The following is a 26343-nucleotide window of genomic DNA, read 5'->3' on the forward strand; positions in this document are numbered from 1 at the left end:
TTAGGCATTGTAAACCGGTGCGACTGAACAAACATAAGTTTAATATGATTTGTGATTATATAAGTCAGTATTGCTTTGTCATCAACTCGAATCTCAACATCAAGTGAGCGTTACTCTAAACATGTTTGATCAAATAAAAGACTTCATTAATCCGAGCAAGAACCCAGACTTGACTCAGGCTCATGAATATCAGCGCAAGCATCTTCCTACATTGTGGCTGTTGGGCAAAACGGGGGCGGGCAAGTCATCGTTTATTCAAGCGGTCACGGGCGACTCTTCTGTAGAAGTGGGCAATGGTTTTGCGCCTTGTACCATGACGGCGATGTCGTATGAGTTTCCGCAAGACAAACCCGTGATGAGGTTTCTTGATACCAGAGGACTCAGCGAAGCGAATTACGATGCGAAAGAGGATTTGGAAGAGATTGGTCAGGCAGGTAATGCGTTAGTCGTTGTAATGAAAGCCGACGAACCTGAACAATCCGCTGTGCTTACGGCTCTAAAACAGATTAAGAAACAGAAGAAGATTAAACACTTGTTGCTGCTTCATACGGCGGTGTTGTCTTCCAGTGAACCAGATCGAGCAAGGCAAATTCAGTTCAACACCAACCAAGTAGAGAAGGCTTGGGGTAAAGAGTTTGAATCGGTAGCGGTCGATTTCGAAACGGATGACAACGCTATGTCTAACAGCGAAGCGGTTTACAACTATGACATCCTGTTAGAAAAGCTGAGCAGTATTCTTCCGGTGATAGGAATGATGGTGCAAGACAAAGAACATTCCACGCAAGAAGAAGCCAACTTTGATCAAGTAGAAAACGAAGTGCTTTGGTATGCAGGAAGTGCCGCAGCGAGTGACCTGATTCCGGGTGTTGGTTTGGTGTCGGTACCTGCGATTCAAGCCAAAATGCTTCACAGTTTGGCCAATCAATATGGGGTCGAATGGAATAAGAGAGTCTTTAGTGAGTTGATAGGCACTCTGGGAAGCAGCTTTGCTTTGCAATACGGAATGAAGCTGGGCACTCGACAGTTGATAAAGCTGATTCCAGTTTATGGTCAAACGGTAGGTGCGGTGGCTGCAGCGGCAATGAGTTTCGGCACCTCTTATGGTTTAGGTCGCGCGGCTTGTTTTTACTTCTATCATAAGAACAAAGGTGAAGAAGTGTCTGAACAAGAGATGCAGAAGATCTACAAAGAATCTCTAAAAAAAGGAAAGGCGGCGTCGGGTTATGAAGAAAATTAGAAACCTATTTCGATTACTGGCGGTGCTATCGAGCGGACGCTGGGGCATTGCCCTGATTTCGGCGATCTTCCCAAGCATTATCATGATGGGTTTTGGTGTCTTCTTGGCGATCAAATACGGTTATCTACTCGAAATGTCGATTGCCATTGCCGTGAGTACCTTGGTGTTCACCATTCCTTTATTCATTTCTAGCCGTTCTTCAAGCCGCTCTTCAAATAAAGAGTCTTTCTCGAATAAAGAGAGTGGCGGCCTTAGCGAGGATACTGCTGAAGCTGAATCACAGCATAAAAAAGCTGATATCAACGATGCATTGGTTAAGGCTTCGGCTGATTGGTCTCAAAAAGAACTGTCGATCTGGAATGATTCAAAACACCATGTACGCCAACAATTAATGGTCGACATAGAGTGGGGTAACCTAGACCAAACCGGTTTAGAGGTACTTGAATTTGTTGCGAAAAAGTTTGATAAGAAATCGCTCGATTTCTCGATTCCTGAAGGGCTAAAGCTGTTCGAAGAGGTAAGCCGACGCTACAAACTGGTAGTGCGAGAGCATATACCGGGCATTGAGTATCTCAAGGTTTCTTACATTAAGGCGGGCTACGAAGCCTACGATAAATACGGTGAGCTAGGGCAGAAGATCGTTAAGGCCGCTATTTTGGGGAATCACCTCAAAAACCTCTATTTGAACCCGTTAAAAGTTGTTTCTGATTTAGGGAGAGAGCAAGCGACATCTTCAATGACAAGAGGTGTGGTTGATGACATGCAATACGCCGCCAAACAAGCCTTGTTAGATGAAGTTGCGGCGGTGGCGATTGACCTCTACAGCGGACGTTTCAGCATTGAAGATGAGGCACTTAAAGTGTCTGATGTTTCTGAACTCGACGAACAACGCTTTGCTCCAGAGCTAGAGCCTGTGCGAATCGTGCTGGTGGGACAAACCAGTTCGGGTAAATCTTCACTTATCAATGCACTCAAGCAAGAGTTGGTTGCAGAAGTGGATGTGCTGCCATCAACCGACACTTCAACGGTGTATAACGCGTTTGTCGACGACAATGATGTTCGCGTTGTTGATCTTCAGGGGCTTGATGGCAATCCTAAAACCGAAGCCTTAATGCTGAAAGAGATGACCCAAGCGGATGTGGTGCTATGGGTGCTTAAAGCCAATCAGTCTGCACGTGATTTGGATAAGCAATTGAAAGATAGATTTGATGCTTTCTATGACGATCCTAAGAACATCTCACGCAAGAAACCGATTGTGGTGTCGGTTGTGAATCAGGTAGACAGATTAAAGCCTGTAGACGATTGGCAGCCACCGTATGACTTAGAGAATCCAACATCGACCAAAGCGAAGATCATTGCTCAAGCGCTCGAATACAATCATATATTGCTGCAAACCGATATCGTGTTACCGCTGGCGATTGCGCCAGAAAAGGTACAGTTTGGTTTAGATACTTTAAGGCAGACGTTGATAGAGCGTATCGCTGACGCAAATAACGTTCAGAGAAACCGCCAACGTTTAGAAGCCATGAAAAGAGGCTCGTCGGTTAAAGGCCAACTGAATAAAGCAGTCAAAGTGGGTAAGAAGGTGGCACCCAGCGCATTGAAAGCGGCGACACCAAAACTGGCTGAAATGGCCATCAAGCAAGCCGTGAAGAAGAAGTAAGTCATTCACTGCGAATACAGTTCTGGTGAGGTTTGAGCCTCATCAGAGCTTATCTTTTTTAGATCGGCGAGTTTTAGAGTTTGGCTTTTTAAGCTCAGTAGCTCTCTAGAAGACAGCTTTTTAGAAAACAGCCATCTTCGCCCCTTATTAGAGATGTATTGAGTTTAAAAGAGATCCGATATTATTAAGTAACTCGCTGAACTAGTTTAATAGTATATAAACGGCTGTGATTCACAGTTTATATAACATGCTATCGTATTTAATTATCATTCTAAATGTTGATCACATTTATACTTTTCTAAGCTGTATTTATAAAACAATTGCACTATATTTAAATTTCGGATCATCTTGATTTCAACGTAGGGATATATTGTGAACATGTATCTGAAATGGCAATCAACAACATGGCTAACCTTGTTAGCTTGGTATACCTTAGATCACCAGCTCTCGTTCCGCCTTTCTTCAGAGTAGTACCCTCTAGGCGTCACGCGCCAGCAAAGCAGCGTGCTTTGATAACCTTTGAACGCATGAATGTCGCACTTATTATTCCGTGTAGGGTATTCGTTTTTTGTCGTTCTCGCTAATTATCTTAGCCTCTGTTTAGGTTTGATTAATAAGTCATTATTTAATTTGTTTATTTTCACTGTTAATTTTCTGTGTATCTTTATGCGGAACTATTAATTTAATAGTGAGGACTCGTGACATCTAAAGAAAATACATTTCGACCTGATCGGAATGTATTGAAAGGTATTATTATGGAAAACTTCAAACATCTACCAGAACCGTTTCGTATTCGTGTTGTAGAGCCAGTAAAAAGAACAACTCGCGCCTATCGTGAACAAGCCATTGTCGACGCGGGCATGAACCCATTTTTGCTCGACAGTGATGATGTGTTTATCGACTTACTGACAGACAGCGGAACAGGATCTATCACTCAGCGTATGCAAGCCGCGATGTTAATGGGTGATGAAGCTTACAGTGGTAGCCGCAGTTACTACGCATTGTCGAATGCGGTTAAGGATATCTTCGGTTACGAGTTGACGATTCCAACACACCAAGGACGCGGTGCAGAGCAGATCTACATTCCGGTTCTTATTAAGAAGCGTGAAATGGAGAAAGGGCTCGATCGCAGCAAAATGGTCGCCTTGTCGAACTACTTCTTCGATACAACACAAGGCCACACCCAAGTGAATTGCTGTGTGGCGAAGAACGTTTATACCAAAGAAGCGTTCGATACCTCAGTGAACGCGGATTTCAAAGGCAACTTCGATGTGGTGAAGCTGGAAGAAGCGATCTTAGAAGCGGGCGCAGCCAATGTTCCCTACATTGTGAGCACCATTACTTGTAACTCTGCTGGTGGACAGCCAGTGTCTATCGCCAATCTAAAAGCCGTGTATGAAATCGCTCAGAAGTACGATATTCCTGTGATCATGGACTCGGCACGCTACGCTGAAAATGCCTACTTCATTCAACAACGAGAAGTGGGTTATCAAGATTGGACAATCGAACAGATCACGCGTGAATCCTACAAATACGCGGATGGCTTAGCCATGTCTGCCAAGAAAGATGCCATGGTACAAATGGGCGGCTTGTTGTGCTTTAAAGACGACTCTTTCATGGATGTGTACACAGAGTGTCGAACCTTATGTGTGGTGCAAGAAGGCTTCCCAACCTATGGTGGCTTAGAAGGCGGCGCAATGGAGCGTCTTGCGGTTGGTCTGTATGACGGTATGCGCCAAGACTGGTTGGAGTACCGTATTGGCCAGGTTCAATACCTTGTTGATGGCTTAGAAGCGATGGGCATCGTGTGCCAGCAAGCAGGCGGTCATGCTGCGTTTGTCGATGCGGGTAAATTGCTGCCTCATATCCCGGCTGGTCAGTTTCCCGCACATGCTTTGGCGTGCGAACTCTATAAAGTCGCGGGTATCAGAGCGGTTGAGATTGGGTCTTTGCTGCAAGGACGCGACCCAGCAACAGGTGAACAACACCCATGTCCTGCTGAGTTGTTGCGCCTTACCATTCCTCGCGCGACCTACACACAAACACACATGGACTTCATTATCGAAGCATTCGAAAAAGTGAAAGAGAATGCAGGACAAGTGAAAGGGCTCGATTTTACCTACGAGCCGCCGGTGTTAAGACACTTCACTGCGCGCTTGAAAGAGGTAGAGACCAGCGAGAAACAAACAGAAAAAAAGAACGAACAAACGCTCGAAGAAGCATTTTAAAATAAAAACATAAGCGAATAGTCACTAGAACCCTAATCAAAGGCTCCCTCGGGAGCCTTTTCTTTTTTTGGATGGTAGGGGAGTTATGTCGTTAAGCAGCTAAGCGGTTAAGCCTTTAAGCAGTTAACCCGGTAATCATTTAGGCCTTTAGATGTTGAACTACGCTTGTTTGTTTTTCAGGGTAGACTTCAACATTTGGAATAACCACTGATTCAAAGGTGCGTCTTTTTGCGAGCGGCGGCAGCTCATCACATAGCTCACATCTATGGTTCATGTTCGATTGTTAAAGTTACTCCAACAAAAACACAGATACCAAACGAACAAAGAATTAGAAATACAACGAGGTGATGTATGAAAAAGTTAATCGCACTAGGCTTAATGGCTCTTTCAATGAACACGGCTTTTGCTGCCGACGGTACGTATACAGGGACTATCGACATGACAAGAAGCGAAGGTAATCAAGTAAAGGCTGAGCGTGTTGAATCTGACTTAACACTGGAAGGAAGAAATGAAGCGTCTAACGGCGGAATCCAATTCCAAAAGAACGTAGATCAAGACCAAACGATCCAGCTTACAGGTCGTCGTGATTAACGTTAAAGATGTGCTTACCATTGTCATGAGAAATGCTGCGCCCTTGGGTGCAGCATTTTTCGTTATTGGGTTGTGGAGTATTTTATAAACTCTAGCGTTCTAGCCTTGGCATGTTGTGTAACGTGTGGCATTTTGTTGTTCTCTAATTTAGATCGCTATTGGGTGTTGGTTAAGCATTACAAACCAGTAAGCGAACGATTCGAAAGGACAAGGAATGACTCAAAAAGAAACGGGAATGATTCGTCATATTCTACTGATTAAGTTTAAAGAAAGCGCTGAGGCTTCAGAGGTTCAAAAACTAAAGATGCTGTTTGAAGTGATGCCAAACAAGGTTGAAGGGGTCACTTCAGTAGAATGGGGATTAAATGACAGCCCTGAAAACAAGAATCAAGGTTATACCCACTCGGTGTTAATGACATTCGCCGATGAAGAAGGCCGCCAGAATTACCTTCCGCACCCTGAGCATAATGCGCTGAAAGATGTGTTTCGTCCGCTTTTAGAAGACATCATTGTGTTTGATTACTCCCTGTAATTAGGTTCTGAGTAGGTCTGTTGTGTTTGACTTACCTTCGATAATGAAGAGTTAGGGCCTAGCGTTTAAGCCCTAACTAAATAAGAAACGACTTACTCTGTTGGTGAAATCGTGACTGGTGCAAACGATGCGACAGCATTTCCGCCTGCGCCCGGACGGTCTACATAAGGCGTGTTCTGCATTAAGGTGTAGTACACATCCACGAAGTCATCATCATTCACTAATACGCCATCAGGAATCACGTCGATAATCTTGCCTGTGATCTGAGGGATGATCGCATAACCTTGAACTTCTGGATCAGGAATCATCTTCAGTATCTCTTCTGCGGCTTGAACTAAGAGTTTTGCTAGTGCTTTGTAGTCTGTGCCATCATCATGTTCCATTAAGATCATGTCTGCAGCGCCCCAACGGTAGCGAGGCCAGAAGATGACGGTCTGGTTCGGGTAGTACGTTTGTTTGTCGTAGTCCAGATAAGGCATCTCAACGAGGTCGATCTGGGGCTCTAAACGACTTGAATCGACACCCGTCACGATAGCGTAGATTTCCGCTTTACCAGAGATCCAAGGTTCTTGGTCGACGGCTAAACGGATTTTGGTTAATTGTGTTGTATTCAACGGCTCAGGTTCCGACAAGGCCATCGAGCGACGAGCCCTGTTCATCAAAGACGATTTTTGAGGTTTACTCTCGTCGGCATTGGTATCGCTAACGGCATTGATTTGCGTTGTAGTACCCAGCTTTTGCATCTCTGCCTGCATTGCCATTAAGCCTGCTTTGAGCTCTTCAGCACCGTTACTATCAACCACAAACACTGGGACGTCTGGCATTTGGTACACATCTAGTTCATGAACCTGTCCGTACACGTCATACGCTTCAATATATTGCCAATTCGAATCATCGCCTGATGGTTCAAATGCAAACAGCGGGTTTTCACCATTCTTCCAAGCTTCGATCATCGCTTCATCAGCCATGCGAACCTCTAACACAGAGTCGCTGAAGTCGTTGATCCCTTTCATCTTGCGATAACCAAGATCCGCTTTCTGCATCCTGCTTGAAAATGCAGAGTAGGGCTGAGTAGAGCTCAATTTATCTACAGGCGCGGATAAGTTCTTTTCTGAGATCTGAGCCTTCAATGAAAGCTCAAGATCGGAGTAACGCTCGCTGATTTGCAACGCCAGAGATTGCTTTTGCGCTGCGCTACTTTCTGCAATACCTAATGAATCCGTTGTCTCAATATTTTGCGCATAAGACTGGAAGCCAACCACTGTCGTTGCAAGCACCATACTGATAGGAAAAGATGGTCTCATAAATAATCCTTATTTTAGTTTTTATCATTAATAGAGCATTTGCCCTATAAGGATTAACCTATCAGTAACGTGAATGTGTTCAAAAGTTAGTCAGTTATTTTTGTTTCGTTGTGCAGCACAGGATCTCAATTCAAACTGTTTTTATAAAACAATGCCTAAGTAACCTTGATATTTATAAATTAATAAACTTATCAGTAAATAACTTACAATATTATTAGCTACTACGGTGTGTCATAAAAAAACCTACTCAAAGTGAGTAGGTTTTTATTTCGCGGTTAACCGCTAGTTCTCGATTTTACAACTTGTTTGAGAGGCTTGCTCTAACTCAATCTAAACGCAATGTTAGACCTGAGTAGTTCGAGTATCCGCGCAGTAACACATGATAGGTGACACCCGGTTGCACGCTCACACTGCACTGCTCGTTGTTTCCAGCACGATAAGGGCGACAATCGTAACTCGATGTCGTTGGCTTACTGCCGGACTTCACGTAAAGGTCCGCATCGCCTGAACCGCCAGACATTGAAACCGTCACGTTTGATGCCGAATCCACGGTGAACGTGTAGAAGCTCTCTGATGATTGGTTTCCGCTTAGGTTCGAAATCGGTGTGCCTTTCGTTAATACATTGCCAGTTGGAGGCGTGACACCACAACTTGCATTAACGCCTACGGTATTGAAAGCATCTTCAACATCGGCAACCACATAGCCCATGTCTGCTGCGGCTTTCGCTACGCCACAAGCTCCTGCGTCAAAGGTACTGTTTGCCGTCCAATACAACTGGTTGGCAACCGTGAATATTTCAAAGCCCTTACGTACATTCCAACCCGATTTGTTCGCTAAAAGATAAAAGGCGCGGTTATAAACACCGCTAGATAAGTGAACGTTCAAACCATCGTAGTATTGAGAGGCATGATCAATCGAGCGGCCATCTTTTGAAGGTTGATCAAAGTAACGCAAGCCACCTTCAGACTTGAATATATCGCTACCGACCACCCAATCCACATTGCCACGCAAGTAGTATTCAGCCGCTTCGCCCGCAATATCGGAGAAGGCTTCATTCATACCGCCCGACATATTTCTGTAAACAAGCCCCGAGTTCTGCTCTGTGAAGCCGTGGCTGACTTCGTGAGCACTCACGTTAATATCGACCAATGGATAGAAGGTGCTGCCACCATCGCCAAAGGTCATTGATGAACCATTCCAAAACGCATTCTCGTAATTCGAGCTGTAGTGAACACGCATGGTCAGCTGGAAAGTTAAAGGCGAGGTGTTCATCCACTCTTTGTACATATCAAATACGACATTACCAAAGTAGTGTGCATCGTTAAGAGGCGAGTAAGCCCCGTTAATGTACTTATGGTCGGTGTAGTTGGTTCCGTCGGCGCAGTTATAGCTGTAGGCTGCGCTGCCTGATGTTCCGTTTCTCAAATCGACTGTCTTAACTGATTCATTTTCTAACGTACAAGTTGTGCCTGTTTTGTCGATGGGAAAGCTGGGGAAGTCACTGCCATATTCATATCGAGTGGTTTTGAGGTTGCCACCTGGGCCAGTACCTAATGCTTTAGCGTGGTTTAGTCCATTCCATTTTTGGAGCACATCGCCAGTTGTGGCATCAATAAAGTAGAAAGGGCGCTCTGGCATTGAGGACGCGATAAAGAAATCGACCAGATACACCACTTGGGCGACTTGGTTCTCGTCCAGTCTCACCATCAGTTTCGCATTTTTATTTTCAATCGACTTTTTGCCGACGGTAAACGTGCGATGAGCAGACAGTGCGGCTTCAATCGCTTGTTCCTGATTCAGCTTTGGCGCGATGCTGGATAAGTCTCCACTGATGCCTTGTGCCATCGAGCCAAACACTTGAGTGGGTTGGTTTTTGGAAAGGGTAGCGACAACCGAAGTATCAAAGACGGGTAAACCTAAGTGAGTTTGTTGATAGCGGACTTTCGTTTTTCCATTGGGCAGTACCACCCGTTTTACCTCAGAAAAACCTAATTCTAGTGGGACAACACTCTTCGACTGCGCGACGAGGCTTTGTTGTAGTAATGCATCATTATCGACTCTGACCATTTCTGCAGCGTGTGCATTAAAGCCAAAAGAGGTACCTAGAATAGCTGCTATTTTCCAGCTTAGTTGACGTTGTTGGTTCATTATTCGTTCCTGATTTTAATATAAACTCCTTCTTCCCAACGGCTTTATAGGAAGTCTATATGCAACACGCTAATGCCATGTGTTGCGAATCAAGATTGGAAGAGCATTTCGGCTTATGACAAGTTTTTATTAGAGATTAAATTTTAGAGTATGTAATTCAAAGTTTACAAAAATCCCTATTGATCAAATTGTTTTTATAAAATTTGATTTTATTATTTATCGTAAACGTATGAAGGGGCGAGAGTTATTAAAACCCGCTTTGTTTTAATTTATAGAATGAATTTCTCTAAGTTAATTTCGATATTTTTCAGTTTTTATCTTAATTACAAATGAGTAAATAACTGGATTTTTTGAAGTGGAAATATTGTCTTTATTATCAATAGCAAACTTGTTTTAACAATACTACTAAGCACAGTTCTCAACTTTTCTACATTTAGTCCTGTTAGGTAGAAAATTTCTAAATTTTCTTGTTCAATCACAAATTAGTAAGCACAAGTCATTGTTGTGAAAAGAGTCAGTCGATTAAGATAGGCTACATAAGAAACTAGACAGAAAAATTCTGTATTTAAGTACAGAATTTCTCTGTCTAATAGCTGTTAGCAGTATTTAGTAGATTCGTCAGGTTGGAAAAATAATGAAGAAAAGATTACAAGTGTTTGTTTCATCAACATATGTTGATTTAATTCAAGAAAGGCAAGCGGCAGTTAGTGCCATTCTGAAATCAGGACATATACCCGCAGGTATGGAACTGTTTACCGCTGGCGATAAGAGCCAATGGGATATTATTAAGCGATGGATTGATGAATCAGATGTATATATGCTCATTTTGGGTGGAAGGTACGGTAGTGTTGAAGCTGAATCAGGGGTCAGTTATACGGAGCTAGAATACAATTATGCTCTAGAAATAGGAAAACCATTATTTGCTGTCGTAATTAACGAGGATGCATTAGAGCTTAAAGTCAAAGAGTACGGTACATCTGTACTTGAAACAGAGCGCCCAGCTGAACTTAAGTTATTTAAACAAAAAGTTCTAGATAATATGTCAGCGTTTTTTGAAGACCTGAAGGATATTAGATTATGTGTAATGGAGAGCCTTCCTGAGATAGCTGCCACGCGAGAACTTTCTGGTTGGGTTAGTGGTAATGAAGTACCAGATACCAAAGGGTTAGTTGATGAAATAGCTAAACTTAATGCTGAAATCGTCGAGCTTACTAAAGAAAATTCTAGCTTGAATAAAAAATTAACTAATAACCCTAAGGTATCATCTGCTGAAGAGTTCAATGAACTTACGGAGTTATTACAGAATACAGAAATAAAAATTCCACCCAATTTAGCGGATGGCAAAGATGATGCAACTAATGACCTATATAATCTGTTTACGTCGCTTCAGGAGGTAATGGTTACAGGTATAACCAACCAAACTGGTCAAGATGAATCTAGGCGGTTTTTATATCAAAATGTTTGTCCTAAACTTCAAATCCATGGACTTGTTCAAAATGAAAAAGTTGCTAGTGTAAGATGGCGACGTTTTTCAATGACAAGAAAAGGGCAAGATTTCTTAGCATATATTGAAAAGAAAAAATTGATTTCCAAATAATCATACTGCTAACAAGGCGCTTAAGTCTGATTCATAAACGCGTGCCATTTTCGCTTCGCTCTAATTTTGGCACACTTTCACTCACAGCTTAGCGTTATGCGTATTATCACAATGGAGATATATGACTATAAGAAGACGGTTGAAACCTTGGCGTGAAGAGGTTTCAGTGAAAACCCTAAAAGATGGTAGTACACGTATACGTTATGGAGTGCCTATACGGAAAAGAATCAATGCCAGAATAATTAATTCCTATCGCGACTTGCTTAATGTGCTTACGACGAACTTACCAAGGTTCATGGGGCTAGTTGTCGTTGTGGCGATGTTATTGATGGTTAAAGAGTCTAGCTTTCCCCTAGCTTCTGGGTTATCTAACACGTTTATTGCATCGTTATTCCTTAAAAGTGTTGGTTACTCTGAAATAACTATGTCCATAGCGACAGGTTTGTTTGCAGGTTGTTTTGTTTGGTTGTTTGATTCTTACCTTCCTGGTTATCTCGCCAGTAAAAAGAGCGAAGCGATTGCGCTAACCTTGATTCGACCTTTGTATCTACATCTTGAAAGGTTATACCATGAACTTGGCTTGTTTAATGGCGAAGGTTCTCCACTAGAGTTCCATTTAGACGAGCTTTACATTGATGAACTGCATCCAATATTCTCTACGAGTTACTTAAAGCTGGACGAAAATATATTAGTTTCAGCTAAACGGTTGGAGTTATTAGTAGGTGAACTTAGGTTAATTGATAATTATTGGGATTTTGACACCTCTATCTTTATAGCTAAACTTCATAACTCTATTCGAGACACTATTGTGGTTATGGAAAGTGGTGGGTTAAATACACGTCGAGCACGAAGGGGCGTTATTTCTGTGTTTAATGGTTTGTGTGTGTTGCTAGTAGAAGACCGACTACATTTATCAGTTGAACCATTTTATCATCGACATGGCTTCGAAGGTGTAAGTGAGTTCTCGCAATACCTATCTAAAGTTAGATCGAAAAGTCGATCATACGCATAACAATCTGTTTAAGAGTGATTCGCAACGCTTGGCATTTTTGCTATGCGTTGAGTTTATTGTTTAAGGTGGTATGCGGGAGCTTCGGCATTGCGTTGCTCACATCTTAACAGGGCGTTCGCTCTTACGACATCCAAAGTGAGGTGGAATATGTTTAGTAATCTTCTTGATGACGATGCTCCTTCTCAAAAAATATGGACACTGTTTAAAGTGTCTTCCAAAGAGCGGCTGAAACAGATGCAAAAAGGACTAATCTATATGAATAGTCTTGATTATTTTGCTTCACTTAAGGATGAGAGTAGTGGTATGGATACTCGGGCTGATCCGCATGAGAATGTTCATGGTATGGCTAGAGCTATCCAAAAAAATAAACTCGTCCTTGAGATTGATGGAAAACAGTTTGATTTAGGCAAAAAAGCAGTCGCTAGTATTAAATATGACAACACTAAGAACGTATTTATTTTTTCTATGGGGTGTGTTGCAGACAATGAAAATGGAAAGGTGACAGGCGAAACGGACGAGGGGATTGTTTTTGATGAGCGGTTTAAAGAGTTTGGTGATCATATACTGATAATTACAAACCCTGTTGAATTTGCTAAACGCTACGTTAAAGCCTTAAGAAGTCGGAAAGGTATATTTAAACCTGAGTTTCTGCACAAAGGCTTGGGGAGAGTTACTTACAAACCACTTTATGGTTACTCAGGTCCTTTAGGTGTTTACAGCAAAGATCATCGTTTTGATTGGCAAACAGAATATAGGTTAGCGATTGGTGCTGAAGATAAGGCACTCAACAAAAGGGGAGCATTAGAGCTTCATGTTGGTGACTTGTCTGATATAACGCAAATAAGTACTTTACAGTCTGTTCTAGATGCGCCTGTTAAAATAAAACGCACCAAAGTACATATAATGGGTGATAGAGCCTTTGCACTTAAGAGCTAACAAACGACTATGGCGTCAATGACTGATTTTGGGCTGTGTTTTCATCGCACTTGGCTCCATTTCTCATCATAGAGTCAAAGGGCACGTTTCAAGGAGGAAACATGACAAGCGACCAACTATTGGAAAAGGCACTTTATAGCAGTGCCAGCATCCATCAACCTCATTCTTTAAAAGCCTATTTGGCTTCGAATCACCTTAATGATTATTTCGGCACAACCGACAATGTTTGGCTTAAAACGAGTGAGTTGATAGACCAAACTGAGGTTGAAGTTTTAGGTGAGTACTCTGCAACGCTACAAGCGCCGAAGTTTACGGATTTTCGTATTCAAAGGATATTGGATAATGGGGTATACCCAGCGTCGTATGCTGCTTTGATGCAGTGGCATGAGAATAAGGGCTTTCAAGATATCTTCTCGCATTACGTTTCGCAGGCTTCTCAAACCAGTGAATATCTTTCCCACAATGTGACTATCTTATTGGCGCTGAACCGTCTTTATCGTGAGCTAGAGCCGTCTCGAGTTCCAGTTTTCCTTAACCGCTTCACTGAATTTGTCACATCGACCCGTTCTGACGGCGACCGAAGCCCTGCCACAAGTGAAGTCGTAGAGCTCAATAGCGTATTACAAGCATGCTTAAAGCAGTTTGGTTTCTTTGGGCACAACCTAATTACGCTTACATGGATAATGCGTTGCAAGGAAGAGCTGTCGAAAGAGCAATATGACGCAATGCTTTTTAATCTCTATCGACAGGCCAATAGCCCCTTGGAAGATCCTGACGATGAGATTGATCAAGCTATCTTGGCGCAGTGTCAAAGCTCAGGTAATTCAGATGAGCTCTATGACAATGTCCACCGATTGGTTTTTGGGTATACGTCGAATCTACACCAGATAACGCTAGCGGATGCATTGTGCTTTCTTCACGAACGATTTCCTGCACATACATCGGAGCTAAAGCACATTGCCGAGTATCAGTGTCGTCTGTTAGAAAAGTGAGTTTAATTAGGACGTTGCATTTAACTTATGCAACGTTATCAGTCTAGTTAGCGCAGAAGTACAACTTACACGCGAATCAGATCTCAAATTGAAAAAAAGAGCTACTCGATAATGCAGCTGTGCTCTTTACTTCTGAAAACCAGTCCGGTGTCAAATATGGCTCACATATTACGGGTCTCCCACGCAAAGGCGAACGTTTGCCTTTTGTTTCTCGGAATTTAATTGCAACAGTAAATCACATACAAACGTAGAGGTAGCGCACAGAATCGAAAAAGGGGATATCGTGATCACATAATCATTGATCTAGCCGATAGTGAGATAGTGATAAGAGGTCGATAATTCGTTGTCGGACTAAATTAGAACTTTAAATCTAATTTCTAAGTAGTTGTTATCTCAGGAAGAGTTTTTGTGCTATGCGCCCCTATATTAAATACATTATCCCTATTTTAATTCCTTTCATTATCCTTGTAATGCCGCTATCAGCGTTTCCATTTGAAGGCCTTACGATTATTCAACAACGCGTTATTGCGATCTTTTTGTTAGCGGCATTGTGCTGGGTGTTCGAGCCTATCCCTATTTACGCGACGTCTGTTGTTATTATCGTTCTGCAATTATTGATGTTGTCGGATAAAGGGCTGATCTTTTTAAGGTTTGAGCATGGGGAAGAACATTTTGGTGAGCTGTTAAAATACAGCGATATCATGGCGACATTCGCTAGCCCAATCATCATGCTGTTTTTGGGTGGTTTCTTCTTAGCAATGGCCGCCACTAAATATCGATTAGACGTAAACTTAGCTCGCGTGTTGTTGAAGCCATTTGGACAAGACCCAAAGTTTGTGATGCTCGGCTTAATGTTGATCACTGGTATCTTTTCGATGTTTATGTCTAACACGGCAACAACGGCAATGATGCTCTCTATTTTAACGCCGGTACTGGCTGTGTTTGGTCCGAAAGACCCCGGTCGTGTAGCGTTTGCGCTTTGTATCCCGGTTGCCGCTAACATCGGTGGCATTGGTACTCCGATCGGTACCCCTCCGAACGCTATCGCACTTAAATATTTAGTTGGCGATAACCTCATTACGTTCGGTGAATGGATGGCATTTGGTGTGCCGTTTGTTGTGATTATGATGGCGTTAGCGTGGTTTTTAATAGGCTTTATGTACAAAGCTGACCAAAAGAAAATCGAGCTAAGCATCAAAGGTAAATTCCTTAAAACGCCTAAAGCCATTGCGGTGTACGTCACTTTTGCGCTGACCATCATTCTTTGGTTAATGGGTTCAAGCCATGGCATGAACTCTTACACCGTCGCTCTGATTCCTGTCGCTGTGTTCTCACTCACAGGGATCATCAATAAAGAAGACCTGAAGAAAATTTCTTGGGACGTATTGTGGCTTGTATCAGGTGGTATTGCGCTTGGTTTAGCGCTCGATAAAACTGGCTTAGCAAAGCTCGTGGTACACAGTATTCCGTTTGATAGCTACTCACCCTATGTGGTGTTGTTCGGAGCGGCGTTCTTGTGTTTGGTAATGGCAAACTTTATGTCTCATACCGCAACGGCTAACTTGTTAATGCCAATTATGGCGGCATTAGGTTCGTCTATGGCTTCACTCACGCCACTAGGCGGTGAGCTAACGTTAATTTTGGTTGTGACTTTTGCCGCTTCATTAGGTATGTCGCTGCCAATCAGTACGCCACCGAATGCGTTGGCTCATGCCACTGGTCATGTGCAAAGTAATCAAATGGCCAGAATCGGTATTATTTTGGGTGTGGTTGGTGTGCTACTGAGTTTTGTTATGGTGTGGGTGCTACATTCAATTGGTCACATAGGATAACGATACGTGTATCAACAAAAGCTAGAAGCACTGATCGAGCGCTATTTTAACCAAACAGAACGTCGGGTGACGTGCTGTGCCGGTAACACCATTATTGAACAATCAGCGTTAAACACTCGTTTATATTATGTGTTTAGTGGAGAACTGGAAGGGTTTTATACCGATGCGAATACACCGCAAGTGCGAGTATTTAGCGCGGGTAGTGGGGCTTTTATAGGCGTTCATAGCTTCTTTTCAGGTAATTGGACAGCATCTTCAACGGTTGTTGCTAAAACCGATGTTGAGTTAGCGTGGATCGATAAAGACACGCCGGCAGAAGATGAACGTAAATTTGGCCCTCTTACCGCACAGTTCACACCTGTGATTGTCAATGAGTTGTCGCGTCGTCAACGCCGCGCAACACAAGAAGCGATAGCGAAACAAAAAGCGCTAGAGAAATTACATACTGCTGAGCAAATGACGACCTTGGGTCAATTAGCTGCAGGGATTGCTCATGAACTTAACAACGCTATTGGTGTAGTAAATAGTAAATCTGGTCGACTTGAAACGGTCATCATGGATCTGCTTGAAGAAGTGCATCCAGAAGCCAGTCAATTTTTCGATTTTGGGTTAATGCATGGTCAGAAAACGTCGTCGTCAGAAGCGCGAACACGTGGGCGACAATTTGAAAGAAAATATGGTTTAGACAAGAACATTGCTCGCTCTCTTGCAAAGGCGATTCCAATTGACGCTTCATATGCAACAGACGTTATTTCAAAACATTGGCTGAAAAACCCAGAAGAAGCGATTCGCTTTTGGCAGATGGGTTGTGATTTACATGATTTACGTTTGGCATCTAGACACACCGTCGGCATCGTAAAATCGGTTAAACAACTTGGCAGAGTTGATATTGACACCGAAGAAGCGGTTGATATTAACGACTCCATTAACCATGCCTTATCGTTGTTACAAAGTGAGTTACGTAGAGTGTCTGTGCGATTGAGCCCAGCAGATTTGCCGACTTTTAAAGGCTCGAAAACAGAGCTCGTTCAGATTTGGGTCAACATTGTAAAGAATGCTTGTGATGCAATGTCGAATTCAGACGATGCCGCAATAGAAATTCAAACCAGATTAAGTAAGAAAAGAATATTAGTTACGATCACGAATAACGGCCCTGAGATAGACGAGGTGACTCGTAGAAAGGTATTTCAGCCCAACTTCACCACTAAAAAAGGTGGTTTATCGTTTGGATTGGGCTTGGGTTTATCAATCGTTAAGCGGATTGTGGCGGGTTATGGCGGAAGTATCATTGTGAAAAGTGATGCTTCTAAAACTGTATTTAGAATCAAGTTACCAGTAGAGGGTGAACATGGATAAGCTTAATTTAATCTGTGTCGATGACCAGAGAGAAGTACTGAGCGCAGTGGTACAAGATTTAGAGCCGCTGGCGAGTTGGCTGAATATTGAAGATTGTGAATCAGCGCAAGAAGTGCTTGATCTCATTGATGAACTTGACGCAGAAGGCGAACACATTACCGTCATCGTGTCTGATCATGTGATGCCAGGGAAAACGGGTGTGGAGTTACTCACTGAAGTGTTCCATGACAGCCGCTTTCCGAATACAAAGAAAATTCTTCTTACGGGGCAGGCCACTCATACTGATACCATCAATGCGATTAATGCAGCAGGCATCGACCGTTACTTTGAAAAGCCTTGGCAAGCAAGCACATTAGTTGAATGCATTCGCACTCTTGTCACTGAGTACATATTTGATCAAGGGCTTGATTACACGGACTATCAGAATGAGCTCGACCAGCAGGTTGTGTTGAGACGCTTACGTTAGTCTCTTATGTTAGCGACTTACGCTAGTCATCTATGTCAGTTGTTTGAAATCATATGCACCGAAGGACGCTTTCTGAAGGATCTTGTCTGTGAAAGACGTAATCTTTCGGTGCATATTTTACCTATCTCTTTTAGTAATTCAGGTTTAGTACTCAGTTATTAACACACTGGTTGCTGGCTTAAGTCTAAAACTCATACGCTACGCCAACCAAAATTGAAGTTAATACATAGTCTTTATACACCACATTAGTGCCGCGCCTGCCTCCAGGTAACGCCAGCGGATGCATTGTGCTTTCTTCACGAACTATTCCCTGAACATGCAGCAGAACTAAAATGTGTCGCAGAGTTCCCGTGTCGTTTGTTAGAAAAGTAAGTCGAAATTATTCAAAAGTGATTCCTAACGCGTGGGACGTGGAGTTCTAAGCCAAATCGGTACTTACAACGTAAAGGACTAGGCTTTTCACGGCTTACTGCGTAATAATGCATTCGCCCACAAGTGGGGGTTTATAGTCAGTAGGATTTTAAAATGAGTGAGATTGCTCGCTTTATATCTGGTGAAGCGCCGGACAAATTTGGTCGAAATATAGAACAGTTATTGGCTTACAATCATTTTTGGTTGGAGCATGACCATAAGTACATTCAAGTGTTCTTCCCAATAGATGAGGGGACTAAGTTTAATCAACATGCCCCGTTGGTTACTCAAGAAGATAAGGTGCTTTTTGCTAATTCAGAAGCGCTCCGCACAGCTCATCTACAAGTGCTTGACCTGATGCTTGAGTTTTGGGGTATGCAGCGAAACGGGAGTGAAATATCTTCATCGTTACCACTTAGCCCGGCTAATCACGTATGGTTAAAGAATCATGACCATAACCAGCTAAGGTTAACGCGAGCCATTCGCAGTTTGTACTTGTTGGGTAATGAAGAGGTTGCGGCTCGGTTATGTGACTTTTTAGTATCAGCGGCGACCGAGACAGGGTTGGTGTCGGATAAAACCGTTCAGTATTGGCGCAATGCCTTGGAAGGTTAGGGTTTTTCTGTGCAGAGCTTCCGGCACTGCTCATAATTGATTCTCAATGCGCGGTATTTTGTACGATGCCGCTTTCTCTATATTCAACATTTGAATGCAATTTGTGGAATATATCAAAGTTAATTAAACTGATGGTAAGTTATTACTTTTCATTATGTTAGGGTTCTTTTCTTAAGGTCAGCGGATTAGGAAGAGGCTAATGAAAAAGGGATTTGTGATAGCGATATCAATCGGCTTTGTTGTCTTCTTCCTTGTTGGTCGTGAGCTTCGTTGGTTCGGGTCCAGTAATTCCGAGTCGTTTCCTAAACTTCCTGATATTCCCCAATTTGTTCCTTCTACCGATTTCGACGGTGAGTGGCTAGGCCGTCGCATTAACACCACTGGCAATAATATGTGTGAACGCACAACCATCAACGGAACTATTCGTGAGGGTAAAGTTACCCTAAGGCTTACCTACAATGGAACACCGTTAGAGGGCTGGGTGACGGAAAGCGGCGACTTACGTTTATATGCTAAACATCGCCAATGGGATTATCGTTTTTCCGCAAATGGCAGTAGCAGTAGATTTGACGGCCGATGGCACTTAACCAATGGCCCGAGCCAAGGGAGTTGGTTTATAGAAAAGGTCGATGGCAAGTAGGGTTGTTACTACAAGACGCCGTTTAAAATTAACCAGCACAAGGTTCTTTTAGGAGAGATAAGTGATCAGATTAATCGCCGTGTTCATTGTGGCTTTCGGGCTAGGCGCATATGCGAGCTTACATGTTTTGACCGACTATGTTGTGAGCATTAAAGACAGTCATAAAGCTGCGGTGCGGCAAGGTTTTGAAACCTATAAACATGCCAATACAAAAGACCTTGCCCCATTAATTAAAACATCGAACTTGTTAGCTCGTTATAGTGCTTGTGAATTAGAGGGAGATGAAGGCGATGCGATTGCATTAACCCTGTCTATTAACGCTATTTCCTTTGGGATGTTATCGAAGCAAGCGTCTGACCTCGATCAAGACACCTTTAGGACTGGTTTGATGATGTACGGAAAACTCAAAGACAACGAGAAAGCGTCTGCTCAGCTAACTGAAATACTTACTTCGTACTGTAAAGATAGTCTTCGCTATCTATACGACTGTGAAAAACTTTCTAATTTGTTAGGCGAAGAATGGGATACACAATGGGAGGAAGTGAAACCAGAATGTACCTAAAAATGATTCAATATATGTGGCACTTTTCTATGCCGTATTCAGATGTGATTTGAAAACAAAGGACACAATATGGAAGTAAGGTTGGTCAAAGGTTCAGATCCTATGTTCGCTGAATCGATCACTAAAACGAATATGGCGAGTTACTACCAAGCTCGTGGAATCGCTTGGGGTCATAGTCAGTTTTTACGCAGCTGGGATGAGCTGGATAACTATGAAATTTATGTGGGAGATAGCCGTATTGGTGTTATCCGCTCCAGTTACGCCGGTGGTACAACGTTTCTTAGGGACTTGCAGATATTAGCTGACTATCAAGGTCGAGGTTTTGGCTCTAAGTGTCTCGATTTAGCTATTGATCATGCGAACAATCAAGCATCGGCTCAGTTAATGTTGCGCGTGTTCAGTGAGAACCCCGCGATTAAGCTTTATCAATCGAAAGGTTTTACTCAGTTGTCTGAAGTGAAAGGGCTCGTTGAAATGGAGCTGCTTTTAGGCCCATCATTGAGAGGGTGTCATGGATAACCGTATCCGACTAAATTTTGTTAAGTACTTATTTTCAGAGTTACTGTTTATTGTTATTGCACTAGGTCTTGTCTATTGGATATCAGACGGTGATCGTTCATCGCTGCTAACCATAGGGCTGATAATTTATGTTCCTCCATTAATAAAAATTCTAATGTTGTGGTGGAAGCTTCGCGATAGCTCGTTTGAAATCACGAACGGTCATGTACGTTTAAATGGCGTTGCTTGTGATGTGACTTTACAGCGTAGCTTTCTTCCGTTTGAAATTGGCTCATTCATCAAGCTTTCATACACGAAAGGTGCAATGCAGAAACACAATATTTACCTTTCTAAAGGCGCAATGAGCAAAGAAGAATGGAGCCGTATGTTAGCGTGTCGAACTAGGTCGCCATAAAGAAGCGACATCGCTGTTACTTGAGCTTTTAGTTTCCACGACGAATAGCGATGCGATTAAAGAGTACCAACGAGCGATCTCTTTATATGCTCAAGACCTAGATAAAACCTGGTAAGCAGCGCGTAAAGCTCATTAACTCACATAACAAAAAGCCTAAGCATCAATATGATACTTAGGCTTAAAGGCATAGTTTTTGTTCTTTAGGAAAGCGTTACGCTGAAAGCTCTTTACGAACGATCTCTGCGCCAGCACTGAGCGCATTAAGCTTCGCTGAGGCTATCTCGCGAGGCAGGGGAGCCATGCCACAGTTGGTGCAAGGGTAGAGCTTATCGGCATCAACGTACTTAAGTGTTTCTCTAAGAGTGCTAGCCACTTCTTCCGGTGTTTCAATCGAATCGGTAGCTACATCAATCGCACCAACCATCACTTTCTTGCCTCGCACCAGTTCAAGTAGCTCAAGGGGTACATGAGAGTTGTGACACTCTAAAGAGATAATATCGATATTCGATTGCTGCAGCTTAGGGAAGACTTCTTCGTATTGACGCCACTCGGTGCCTAGTGTCTTTTTCCAATCCGTATTCGCTTTGATGCCGTAGCCATAACAAATATGCACTGCTGTTTCGCATTTAAGCCCTTCAATGGCTCTTTCCAAACAAGCAATGCCCCAATCGTTCACTTCATCAAAAAACACGTTAAACGCAGGTTCATCGAACTGAATAATATCAACGCCTGCAGCTTCTAACTCTTTCGCTTCTTCGTTGAGGATCTTCGCAAATTCCCACGCCAGTTTTTCACGGCTTTGGTAATGCGCATCGTAAAGCGTATCTATCATCGTCATAGGCCCCGGCAGAGCCCATTTGATCGGTTGGTCGGTTTGCTGACGTAAGAACTTCGCATCTTCAACAAACACGGATTTCTGGCGAGAAACAGGGCCAACCACTGTAGGCACACTGGCATCGTAACGGTCGCGAATTTTAACGGTTTCACGCTTTTCAAAATCAACACCATTCAAGTGTTCAATGAAGGTCGTTACAAAGTGCTGACGTGTTTGTTCGCCGTCACTCACAATATCAATGCCTGCTTGCTGTTGCTCGTGCAGAGAGACACGCAGCGCATCTTGTTTGCCGTCTGTGAGTTCGTCACCTTGAAGTTTCCATGGCGACCAAAGCGTCTCTGGTTGTGCAAGCCAAGACGGTTTCGGCAAGCTGCCCGCTGTTGAAGTCGGTAATAGTGTTTTCATAATAATACTGCCTATCCTTGGGTGGTTTGAGAGCGCAATAGACGATTAAAGTGCGTAATTTGCCGACCAGTTCTCTAGAACTGATTGGTATGGCTTAATGAACTTCTCTTCTGCGAATTTACCTTGTTCAACAGCTAGCTGGCTTCGTTCTTCACGGTCGTACACGATTTGAGTCAGCGAGTGATCCAAGTTTTTCAAGTTTGGTTGGTAACAGTTACCCGCAACCGCGTTCGCGTTGTAAATCTCAGGTCGGTAGATTTTCTGGAACGTACCCATGGTACTGATGGTGCTGATAAGCTCTAGGTTAGAGTAATCGTTCAGCAGATCACCAAAGAAATAGAAGGCCAAAGGTGCAACACTGTTAGGCGGCATGAAATAACGAACCTGTAAGCCCATCTTTTTGAAATATTGTTCAGTTAAAGAAGACTCATTCGGTTGGTATTCAAAACCTAATACTGGGTGTTGGTTTTCAGTGCGGTAATAGGTTTTATTATCTGACACGCTTAAGCAAATAACAGGTCGTTTATTAAAGTTCTTTTTGTAAGCGTCAGAGTTAACGAAATATTTAAAAAGCTTACCGTGTAAGTCACCAAAATCTTCTGGAATGCTGAATTTATCTTGGCCTTTATTATGATCCAATAGACGTACGCTAAAGTCATAATCTCGAACATAAGAAGAGAAGTTATTTCCGATAATGCCTTCAATACGCTCGTTAGTTTTACGGTCTACAATATTGGTTTTCAGCACTTCAATTGAAGGGAATGCTTCGCCGTTGCTTTCAATATCCATATCAACAGAAATGATTTCAAGCTCAACAGAGTAGCGGTCGCCCTTAGGGTTATCCCAGTGCGCTAACGCGTTGAAACTGTTATCGATCATTTGTAGTGCATTGCGTAAGTTCGCTTGACGGTTGTCACCGCGAGCCAGGTTAGCAAAGTTGGTAGTGATACGCGTGCTGTCTGCAGGCTGGTAGTTTTCGTCGAGGCTAATGCTCTTAATCGTAAAATTAAATTCTTTATTCATGCTGATTTGGTATCCCAATTTGTTTTCTGATTCTCTCGGTCTTTAGTATTAAAACGGCTTTTATTTTTTGCTTGTGACCGGATCAAGAATCGAAGGCTATGCTGTCTGACATTAATGCTTAGCAGAATTAATGTCGTATAAAGTTAATCGCTTAAGGTTTTTATACGTTGATAGGTTCACCATTAACAATGGTATTACTTCACATTCAACATGAGGAATATTCATGATCTATTCTGTTTGAATATTTAAGCCGGTGTCAGTTATATTAATTAGCTTGATGGAAATATAACCACATTAATAGTATGTTATTTAAGACGATTAATTTAATTAAGAGATGGATGAAATGAGTGAATTGCTGTTGTTGATTTTATACTGTGCATTATTAGGCAGTGGTGTTGGTTTTCTTGCCGGGCTTTTGGGGATTGGCGGAGGGCTGATCATTGTTCCGGTGCTAAGCAGCATTTTACTTCACTTAGAGATTCTACCTGCGGATCAAGTGGTTGTTGCGGCCATCGCTACTTCGTTGGCATCGATACTGTTCACCTCAACTTCTTCTGCACTTGCTCACCACAAGAATGGCAACGTGCCTTGGGATCTGGCGCCTTGGATCATGCTCGGTGTTGCTCTGGGTGCACTGGTTAGTGGCTTTATGGCGGCTCTGTTGCCGGAAAAAGTCGTTCGTATTGTGTTCGCTGTAAGTGTGGTTCTTATTGCGATCAAGATGTTCTTAAGCAGTAAAAATGATGCCCCTAAGGAACGAAAACTGCCAAACAAGGGCGTGCTAACGGTGCTGACAACCATTACGGGTGGCTTGTCTGCCATGATAGGCATTGGTGGCGGTGCATTGCTGGTTCCGCTATTAACGTTCTTCTCTGTCGATATGAAAAAGGCCATAGGTTGTGCCTCAGCTTGTGGCATTGTGATCGCGTTGTTTGGCTCGATAGGTTACATCAGCTCAGGCAGCAGCCACTTTGCTCTATCAGACGGCTTTGCTGGCTTTGTTTATCTGCCTGCGCTGCTGGGTATTGTGTGCACGTCTTGGTTTACGGCTCCTTTAGGCGCAAAAGCCACCAATCATTTACCGGTTCCAACGATTAAGAAAATCTTCTCAGTACTGCTAGTGGTTATCGCGGCAAGCATGGTGGCGCGTTAATTAAAGATCGTTCAAGTGTGAATATACAGAACAAAAACGAATAAATTGATCAACCACCAATAATTAGAAAAGGGCAGTTTCATAACTGCTCTTTTTTTGTTTATCGGTCTATGCTTATACAACTATGTACATGAGTATATTGATAAAACCGTTTAGTTATGAACAGTTCACCGCTATAGCTAAATGTATTTTGTTTGATTCAACGGAATGCTATCAATGAGTGATTTATGGATCCTTTAACGCAGGGCGTGTTAGGCGTTTCTTTGTCACAATCTGCCAGCAAAAAACAACATTTGGTTGTTGCTGGGGTATTAGGGCTGCTCTCCGGGTTAGCACCAGATTTGGATGCACTGATTAAGTCTCAAAGTGACCCTTTGTTGGCTTTGGAATTTCATCGACAATTTACCCATTCACTCTTCTTTATTCCCATTGGCAGTTTGATCTGCGCTTTGGTTCTGCATCACCTGATTGCAAAAAAACGTGGGCTTTCTTTCAAACAAAGTTGGCTGTTTTGTGCTCTGGGTTATGGCACTCATGCACTGTTAGACGCTTGTACCACCTATGGCACACAGTTACTTTGGCCTTTCACCAACGCGCGTTTTTCTTGGAATACCATATCAATCATCGATCCTGTTTATACGCTTCCCATTCTAGTGTTGCTTGTGTTTACGACGTTAAAACGAGCGCCTTGGCTAGCGCGTGTTGCGTTTACTTGGGCGCTAATTTATCCAACATTAGGGATGATTCAGCGAGACAGGGCAGAGGCGATTGGGTGGCAATTAGCGCAAGAAAGGCAACACACACCGATTCGATTAGAGGCAAAACCAAGCTTTGCGAATATCTTGGTTTGGAAAGTGGTGTACGAAACAGAGGCTCATTACCATGTAGACGCAGTGCGGGTTGGCACATCGGTAAGCACGTATCCCGGAGAGTCGATTGCGAAGCTGAATGTTAGCAGGGATTTACCTTGGCTTGACCCGGACTCTCAACAAGCCAAAGACATAGAACGTTTCCGCTGGTTTTCAAATGGTTATATCGCTCAGGACCCAACAGACGAGCTGCGTATTATCGATGTCCGATATTCAATTGTACCAAATCAAATGAAAGCACTATGGAGCATCAAGCTATCAAAAGCAGTTGATGCAAACGCGCATGTAAAATACGAAACTCATAGAGACAACACGCCAGAGTCGAGACAGATCTTCTTCGGTATGCTCACTGGCGATAAATGAGCTAGTTTTAAACTGATCTGCACCGTCAATACTGGATGCTACGTTAAGCGACTTTCCATACGTTTAGTTATCTCTGAATTGTTAATTTAGGGGAAGCTATAGCTCATTTATGCCCCATTGTGTGTTCACTTCGATGAGTGAACTACATCGGCAATCTATTTTTACAATACATAAACTAATGGTTAGGAAAAGGCCCGACACATTTTCTTTCTTCACTCTAGGTAGTCAGCATATTTAGATAGTATGGACAATAGGATAGAGTCAGACCATACTCCAGTCAAAAAGCTCATCGAAGCGATTCAAGATCTTTAAAGGTTACGGAGACTGAATGAGAGTCAATTTGATTGTTGGTTACTCTGTGACCGGGGGGAGGTGAGAGTGCACGAGGGGTCAGCGTTTTTGAATGAACTCTTCAATACCTTTACAGTTGAAGTAGGCGTTGTTGCCTAAATTAGTTGAACCTTTTCCAAGTCCTGTGATCTGATCATTTGAAACGATTGGAATGGTGGTGATATGGGTAAAGCAAACAAGAAGATAACTAACTGGACGGAGTACAATAAGGCTCTTTGTAAACGTGGTTCGGTTACATTCTGGATAGATGATTCAGCCGTAGATGCATGGCGATGCAAAACTCATCATGGTAAGCGTGGGAGAGGCTT

At 42.9% G+C, this 26343-nt stretch carries 23 protein-coding genes and 2 pseudogenes; 20 read left to right on the forward strand and 5 right to left on the reverse strand.

Annotation, left to right across the window (positions count from 1 at the left end):
• Nucleotides 1–121: 121 nt before the first annotated feature.
• The 3 genes from AB6D93_RS08520 to tnaA all read left to right on the forward strand — a co-directional run bounded on the left by AB6D93_RS08520 (nt 122) and on the right by tnaA (nt 5128).
• Nucleotides 122–1237: a YcjF family protein gene (locus tag AB6D93_RS08520; RefSeq protein WP_065584134.1), complete on the forward strand. Its 1116-nt coding sequence runs from the start codon at nt 122–124 to the stop codon at nt 1235–1237.
• Nucleotides 1224–2900 (forward strand): GTPase family protein, encoded by a 1677-nt coding sequence (locus AB6D93_RS08525; protein ID WP_102332129.1) that lies wholly within the window; start codon nt 1224–1226, stop codon nt 2898–2900. Before AB6D93_RS08520 ends, AB6D93_RS08525 begins: the two co-directional genes overlap by 14 nt.
• 755 nt (nt 2901–3655) lie before the next feature.
• Complete coding sequence (gene tnaA, locus AB6D93_RS08530; protein WP_102332130.1) at nt 3656–5128, forward strand: tryptophanase; 1473 nt, start codon at nt 3656–3658, stop codon at nt 5126–5128.
• A gap of 159 nt (nt 5129–5287) precedes the next feature.
• Here the strand turns inward: tnaA and AB6D93_RS08535 are convergent.
• Nucleotides 5288–5398: pseudogene (locus AB6D93_RS08535) on the reverse strand (LysR family transcriptional regulator); the annotation flags it as partial.
• Between the two features lie 81 nt (nt 5399–5479).
• Between AB6D93_RS08535 and AB6D93_RS08540 the strand changes: the two are divergent.
• Both AB6D93_RS08540 and AB6D93_RS08545 read left to right on the forward strand, forming a co-directional pair.
• On the forward strand, nt 5480–5719 hold the full coding sequence (locus AB6D93_RS08540; protein ID WP_017081013.1) for a hypothetical protein: 240 nt from the start codon (nt 5480–5482) through the stop codon (nt 5717–5719).
• Between the two features lie 214 nt (nt 5720–5933).
• Nucleotides 5934–6251: a Dabb family protein gene (locus AB6D93_RS08545; protein ID WP_102332131.1), complete on the forward strand. Its 318-nt coding sequence runs from the start codon at nt 5934–5936 to the stop codon at nt 6249–6251.
• Between the two features lie 92 nt (nt 6252–6343).
• Here the strand turns inward: AB6D93_RS08545 and AB6D93_RS08550 are convergent, their stop codons facing one another.
• Complete coding sequence (locus AB6D93_RS08550) at nt 6344–7555, reverse strand: DUF3103 domain-containing protein (RefSeq protein ID WP_102332132.1); 1212 nt, start codon at nt 7553–7555, stop codon at nt 6344–6346.
• Nucleotides 7556–7880: 325 nt separating this feature from the next.
• Complete coding sequence (locus AB6D93_RS08555) at nt 7881–9704, reverse strand: M4 family metallopeptidase (RefSeq protein WP_102332133.1); 1824 nt, start codon at nt 9702–9704, stop codon at nt 7881–7883.
• Between the two features lie 634 nt (nt 9705–10338).
• Here AB6D93_RS08555 and AB6D93_RS08560 point away from each other — a divergent pair.
• The 12 genes from AB6D93_RS08560 (at nt 10339) to AB6D93_RS08615 (ending at nt 21036) form a co-directional block, all read left to right on the forward strand.
• Nucleotides 10339–11301: a DUF4062 domain-containing protein gene (locus AB6D93_RS08560; protein ID WP_102332134.1), complete on the forward strand. Its 963-nt coding sequence runs from the start codon at nt 10339–10341 to the stop codon at nt 11299–11301.
• Between the two features lie 121 nt (nt 11302–11422).
• Entirely contained in the window at nt 11423–12313 is an 891-nt protein-coding gene (locus AB6D93_RS08565; RefSeq protein WP_133154272.1) for a hypothetical protein, read from the forward strand.
• Nucleotides 12314–12460: 147 nt separating this feature from the next.
• The gene (locus AB6D93_RS08570) at nt 12461–13249 is read left to right on the forward strand and encodes a hypothetical protein (RefSeq protein WP_102332137.1); all 789 of its coding nucleotides are present in this window, start codon (nt 12461–12463) and stop codon (nt 13247–13249) included.
• A gap of 101 nt (nt 13250–13350) precedes the next feature.
• Nucleotides 13351–14241, forward strand: a complete 891-nt coding sequence (locus AB6D93_RS08575; protein ID WP_102332138.1) for a hypothetical protein — start codon at nt 13351–13353, stop codon at nt 14239–14241.
• A gap of 413 nt (nt 14242–14654) precedes the next feature.
• The gene (locus AB6D93_RS08580; protein WP_102332139.1) at nt 14655–16073 is read left to right on the forward strand and encodes a DASS family sodium-coupled anion symporter; all 1419 of its coding nucleotides are present in this window, start codon (nt 14655–14657) and stop codon (nt 16071–16073) included.
• 6 nt (nt 16074–16079) lie between these two features.
• Complete coding sequence (locus tag AB6D93_RS08585; protein WP_102332140.1) at nt 16080–17429, forward strand: ATP-binding protein; 1350 nt, start codon at nt 16080–16082, stop codon at nt 17427–17429.
• Nucleotides 17422–17895, forward strand: a complete 474-nt coding sequence (locus AB6D93_RS08590; protein WP_102332141.1) for a response regulator — start codon at nt 17422–17424, stop codon at nt 17893–17895. Before AB6D93_RS08585 ends, AB6D93_RS08590 begins: the two co-directional genes overlap by 8 nt.
• Before the next feature lie 525 nt (nt 17896–18420).
• Nucleotides 18421–18921, forward strand: a complete 501-nt coding sequence (locus AB6D93_RS08595; protein WP_017062405.1) for an opioid growth factor receptor-related protein — start codon at nt 18421–18423, stop codon at nt 18919–18921.
• 199 nt (nt 18922–19120) lie between these two features.
• The gene (locus tag AB6D93_RS08600) at nt 19121–19561 is read left to right on the forward strand and encodes a hypothetical protein (protein WP_102332142.1); all 441 of its coding nucleotides are present in this window, start codon (nt 19121–19123) and stop codon (nt 19559–19561) included.
• 61 nt (nt 19562–19622) lie between these two features.
• Nucleotides 19623–20123 carry a hypothetical protein gene (locus AB6D93_RS08605; RefSeq protein WP_102332143.1) on the forward strand — a complete coding sequence of 167 codons (501 nt, stop codon included), beginning with the start codon at nt 19623–19625 and terminating at the stop codon, nt 20121–20123.
• Nucleotides 20124–20192: 69 nt separating this feature from the next.
• Entirely contained in the window at nt 20193–20642 is a 450-nt protein-coding gene (locus tag AB6D93_RS08610) for an N-acetyltransferase (protein ID WP_102332144.1), read from the forward strand.
• A complete protein-coding gene (locus AB6D93_RS08615; protein ID WP_102332145.1) occupies nt 20635–21036 on the forward strand; it encodes a hypothetical protein in 402 nt (133 codons plus the stop codon). The genes AB6D93_RS08610 and AB6D93_RS08615 overlap by 8 nt, the downstream gene beginning before the upstream one ends.
• Before the next feature lie 211 nt (nt 21037–21247).
• Here the strand turns inward: AB6D93_RS08615 and AB6D93_RS08620 are convergent, their stop codons facing one another.
• Nucleotides 21248–22276 carry a methionine synthase gene (locus AB6D93_RS08620; protein ID WP_050621147.1) on the reverse strand — a complete coding sequence of 343 codons (1029 nt, stop codon included), beginning with the start codon at nt 22274–22276 and terminating at the stop codon, nt 21248–21250.
• 45 nt (nt 22277–22321) lie between these two features.
• Nucleotides 22322–23299, reverse strand: a complete 978-nt coding sequence (locus AB6D93_RS08625) for a DUF1852 domain-containing protein (protein ID WP_102332146.1) — start codon at nt 23297–23299, stop codon at nt 22322–22324.
• 343 nt (nt 23300–23642) lie between these two features.
• Here AB6D93_RS08625 and AB6D93_RS08630 point away from each other — a divergent pair, with 343 nt between their 5' ends.
• From AB6D93_RS08630 to AB6D93_RS08640, 3 genes and pseudogenes are all read left to right on the forward strand, one after another.
• Nucleotides 23643–24452: a sulfite exporter TauE/SafE family protein gene (locus AB6D93_RS08630; protein ID WP_054542162.1), complete on the forward strand. Its 810-nt coding sequence runs from the start codon at nt 23643–23645 to the stop codon at nt 24450–24452.
• Between the two features lie 227 nt (nt 24453–24679).
• Nucleotides 24680–25684, forward strand: coding sequence for a metal-dependent hydrolase (locus tag AB6D93_RS08635; RefSeq protein WP_102332147.1), 1005 nt, complete (start codon nt 24680–24682; stop codon nt 25682–25684).
• Between the two features lie 513 nt (nt 25685–26197).
• A pseudogene (locus AB6D93_RS08640) lies at nt 26198–26343 on the forward strand (IS5/IS1182 family transposase); the annotation flags it as partial.

The organism is Vibrio sp. 10N.247.310.23 (assembly GCF_041467155.1).
Taxonomy (GTDB): Bacteria; Pseudomonadota; Gammaproteobacteria; order Enterobacterales; family Vibrionaceae; genus Vibrio; species Vibrio crassostreae_C.